This is a genomic window from Burkholderia sp. Se-20378 (assembly GCF_017104665.1).
GTDB lineage: Bacteria > Pseudomonadota > Gammaproteobacteria > Burkholderiales > Burkholderiaceae > Burkholderia > Burkholderia lata.
Window position 1 is genome coordinate 1 of the sequence record NZ_JAAGPG010000633.1, and the last position, 4,235, is coordinate 4,235.

A 4,235-nucleotide genomic window follows, 5' to 3' on the forward strand; every position below is an offset into this window, starting at 1 on the left:
TGCCGACCAGCCGCCCGCGCCGCACGCGCAGCCCTTTCTTCGCGAGCGCCGGCGCGAGGCCGCCGAGCGTGCTGAGCGTGTTGCCGCCGTGCGCGTGGCAGATCGCCATGCCGAGCGCATCGGCCGCGTCGGAGCCCGGTTGTCCCGAGAGGTTGAGCAGGCGCGTGACCATTTCCTGCATCTGCGTCTTGGTCGCGCGGCCGTAGCCGACCACCGCCTGCTTGAGTTGCAGCGCCGTGTATTCGGCAACGGGCAGGCCGCCCGCGACGAGGCCGCAGATCGCGGCGCCGCGCGCCTGGCCGAGCAGCAGCGTCGACTGCGGGTTCACGTTGACGAACACCTTTTCGATCGCGGACTGGTCGGGGGCGTGCTCGCGCACGATGGTCGAGACGCCCTGGAAGATCGTGCCGAGCCGGGTGGCCAGGTCGGCGGTCGGCGTGCGGATCACGCCGCTCGCAACATACGCGAGCCGGTGGCCGCTGACGTCGATGATGCCGAAGCCGGTGACGCGCAGGCCGGGGTCGATGCCGAGAATTCGCATGGGTAAGGAGAAAAGCCTGATGCAGCGATACTACAACGAATGGTGCGGTGCGCCGGCCGCACGGTCGCGTACGAGAGCGCCGCGCAATAAAAAACCCGGCGGGTGCGATGCCGCCGGGTTGTCGTGCAGCGGCCGCGCGGGCCGCGTGCGATCAGTGACGGAAGTGGCGCACGCCCGTCAGGATCATCGCGATGTTGTGCTCGTCGGCTGCAGCGATCACTTCGTCATCGCGCATCGAGCCGCCCGGCTGGATCACGCAGGTCGCGCCCGCTGCCACGACGACGTCGAGGCCGTCGCGGAACGGGAAGAACGCGTCCGATGCCACTGCCGAACCGGCCAGCGTCAGGCCTGCGTTCTGCGCCTTGATGCTCGCGATGCGTGCGGAATCGACACGGCTCATCTGGCCTGCGCCGACGCCGAGCGTCATGCCGTTGCCGCAGAACACGATCGCGTTCGACTTCACGTACTTCGCGACACGCCATGCGAACAGCAGGTCGTCCATTTCCTTCGCGGTCGGCTGGCGCTTCGTGACGACGCGCAGCTCGCTCGGCTGCACGTTCTTCGAGTCGAGCGACTGCACGAGCAGGCCGCCGCCCACGCGCTTCAGGTCGAAGGCGTTATGGCCGTCGCCGAGCGCGATCTCGAGCAGGCGCACGTTCTGCTTCGCGGCGAACACCTGCTTCGCGGCATCGGAGAACGACGGTGCGATCAGCACTTCGACGAACTGCTTCGCGACAGCCTGGGCCGCCGCTTCGTCGACTTCGCGGTTGAACGCGATGATGCCGCCGAACGCCGACGTCGGGTCCGTCTGGAACGCCTTCGCGTACGCGTCGGCCGAATCGTTGCCGACCGCGACGCCGCACGGGTTCGCATGCTTGATGATCACGCAGGCCGGCGCGTCGAACGTCTTCACGCATTCCCACGCTGCGTCCGAATCGGCGATGTTGTTGTACGACAGTTCCTTGCCCTGCAGCTGGCGGTAGTTCGCCAGCGCGCCGGCCGGCGTCGCGAGGTCGCGGTAGAACGCGGCGCTCTGGTGCGGGTTCTCGCCGTAGCGCAGGTCCTGCACCTTGTCGAACGCCAGGTTCAGCGTCGCCGGGTACGCGTTGCGCGACGCGTGCTTCAGTTCGTCGGTCAGGCTCGTCAGGTAGTTCGTGATCGCGCCGTCGTATTGCGCGGTGTGCGCGAACACCTTCGTCGCGAGGCGGAAGTTGGTCGCGTAGCCGACCGCATTGTCGTTCGCCTTCATTTCATCGAGCACGACCGCGTAATCGGCCGGATCGACAACAACCGTCACGTCGCGGTGGTTCTTCGCGGCCGAGCGCAGCATCGTCGGGCCGCCGATGTCGATGTTCTCGATCGCGTCGGCGAGCGTGCAGTCGTCCTTCGCGATCGTCGCGACGAACGGGTACAGGTTCACGACGAGCAGGTCGATCGTCGGGATGCCGTGCTGTTCCAGCGCCTGCATGTGCTCGGGCAGGTCGCGGCGGGCCAGGATGCCGCCGTGCACCTTCGGGTGGAGCGTCTTCACGCGCCCATCGAGCATTTCCGGGAAGCCCGTGTAATCAGCCACTTCGGTCACGGGCAGGCCGGCGTCGGCGAGCAGTTTCGCGGTGCCGCCCGTCGACAGCAGCTTGACGCCGAGGTCGGACAGCGACTTCGCGAAGTCGACGATGCCGGTCTTGTCGGAAACGGAAATGAGCGCTTGCTTGATCATGATGGAACCACCAATAGCCAGGGAAACGGGGACGGGACGGCTGCCTACAGCAGGCCGTGCTGCTGCAGCTTCTTGCGCAGCGTATTGCGATTGATGCCGAGGTACTCCGCGGCGAGCGACTGGTTGCCGCCTGCCTGTACGAGCACGACCTCGAGCATCGGCTTTTCGACGCAGGACATCACCATTTCATAGACGTCGTGCGGATTGGAGCCGTCTAGATCCCGGAAATACACGTCCAGGCTCTCGCGGACACATTGTTCGATGTTGTGCTTGCTCATGCTGCTAACTGGTTATGGTCGTCCGACTCGCCCTGGCCGTTTTCCTCTTCGTCATCGACGTAGACGAGGTGGTCCGACAGCGCCTTTTGCGCCTCGAAGAATGCATTGACGGCGGCGAGCTGCTCGCGGGTGGAATCGAGCGTGTTCATCCTGTGCCGGAACCCGTTGGCACCGGAAAGGCCGCGAGTGTACCAGCCGATGTGCTTGCGCGCAGTACGGACTCCCGTGAATTCACCATAGAAAGCGTAGTGGTCTTCCAGGTGTTCGTTCATCACGTGCTGGATCTCGTCGATCAGCGGCGGGGGCAGCAGCTCACCGGTTTGCAGGAAATGATCGATTTCGCGGAACAGCCATGGCCGACCTTGCGCGGCACGACCGATCATCAGGGCGTCGGCGCCGGTTGCGTCGAGCACGGCCTTCGCCTTCGCGGGCGACGTGATGTCGCCGTTCGCGACCACCGGAATCCGCACCGCTGCCTTCACGGCCGCGATGGTGTCGTATTCGGCGTCGCCGCGGTACAGGTCGGCGCGCGTGCGGCCGTGCACGGTGAGCATCGAGATGCCGGCGGCTTCGGCGAGGCGCGCGACCGTGATCGCGTTCTTGTGCTCGCGATCCCAGCCGGTGCGGATCTTCAGCGTGACGGGCACCGCATCGGGCCCCGTACCGACCGCCGCGACGACGGCCTCGACGATGCGCTGCACGAGCGGCTCGTTCTGCAGCAGCGCGGAGCCGGCCGCGACGTTGCAGACCTTTTTCGCCGGGCAGCCCATGTTGATGTCGATGATCTGCGCGCCGTTGTCGACGTTGTAGCGGGCCGCTTCGGCCATCATCGCCGGATCGGCGCCGGCGATCTGGACCGCGATCGGCTCGACCTCGCCTTCGTGGTTCGCGCGCCGCATCGTCTTCGCGCTTTTCCACAGCTGCGCGTTGGACGCGACCATCTCGGACACGGCGTAACCGGCTCCCAGCCGCTTGCAGAGCTGGCGGAACGGACGATCCGTCACGCCGGCCATCGGGGCGACGAACAGGTTGTTACGCAATACGTGAGGGCCGATAACGGGCATCGCAATGGCACCGCCCGCGGCGGGCGCGGGCAGGGAAAGGGCAGACGGAAACGCGCATTTTACCGTATTCCCATGCCCCGCCGATTTGACCCGGTTTGAGTGGCGCGACTGTGCGCGCCGCGCGTCAGTTGCGCTGGCCGAACATCATCTGGCGCGCGATCACTTTCTTGAGCGGCGGCACGAACTCGAGCGCGGTGAGCGCGGCGCCGCGCAGCAGCGGGAGCGGGCCCGAATCGATCGTGAACAGGCGAGCCAGCGTGTCGGTCGCGCCGATCGTGAAGCGCCGGTCGAGTGCGCGGCGTGCGTTGAAGGTGGCGAGCGCGGTCGCTTCGAAGCCTTGCGCGGACAGCGTATCGACGAGCGTATGCGCATCGCGCAGCCCGAGGTTGAGCCCCTGGCCCGCGACGGGGTGCAGGGTTTGCGCGGCATTGCCGACGATCGCGACGCGGCCGTTGACGAGCGTTTGAGCGGCGTTCAGGCCGAGCGGGAACGACGCGCGGCCCGCGATCGCGACGAAGTCGCCCATGCGTTCGCCGAACGCGTTGCCGAGCTCGCGCAGGAACGCGTCGTCGGGCAGCGCGGCGCGGCGCGCCGCTTCGTCGGGCGTACAGCACCAGACGAGCGCGTACTCGGCC

General features: G+C 66.9%; 5 protein-coding genes. All 5 read right to left on the bottom strand.

Translation table 11 applies throughout. The features are described 5' to 3' along the window. The coding region (ruvC, locus tag G3N93_RS35165) for a crossover junction endodeoxyribonuclease RuvC (RefSeq protein WP_011350965.1) at positions 1-541 on the bottom strand (541 nt) is incomplete at its 3' end. A gap of 151 nt (positions 542-692) precedes the next feature. Beyond that, positions 693-2,258: a bifunctional phosphoribosylaminoimidazolecarboxamide formyltransferase/IMP cyclohydrolase gene (gene purH, locus G3N93_RS35170; RefSeq protein ID WP_206135032.1), complete on the bottom strand. Its 1,566-nt coding sequence runs from the start codon at positions 2,256-2,258 to the stop codon at positions 693-695. Between the two features lie 44 nt (positions 2,259-2,302). Further along, on the bottom strand, positions 2,303-2,536 hold the full coding sequence (locus G3N93_RS35175) for a Fis family transcriptional regulator (RefSeq protein WP_006476892.1): 234 nt from the start codon (positions 2,534-2,536) through the stop codon (positions 2,303-2,305). Then, positions 2,533-3,600: a tRNA dihydrouridine synthase DusB gene (dusB, locus tag G3N93_RS35180; protein WP_174946190.1), complete on the bottom strand. Its 1,068-nt coding sequence runs from the start codon at positions 3,598-3,600 to the stop codon at positions 2,533-2,535. Before dusB ends, G3N93_RS35175 begins: the two co-directional genes overlap by 4 nt. A 124-nt stretch (positions 3,601-3,724) precedes the next feature. Further along, the coding region (locus tag G3N93_RS35185; RefSeq protein WP_206135033.1) for an FAD-dependent monooxygenase at positions 3,725-4,235 on the bottom strand (511 nt) is incomplete at its 5' end.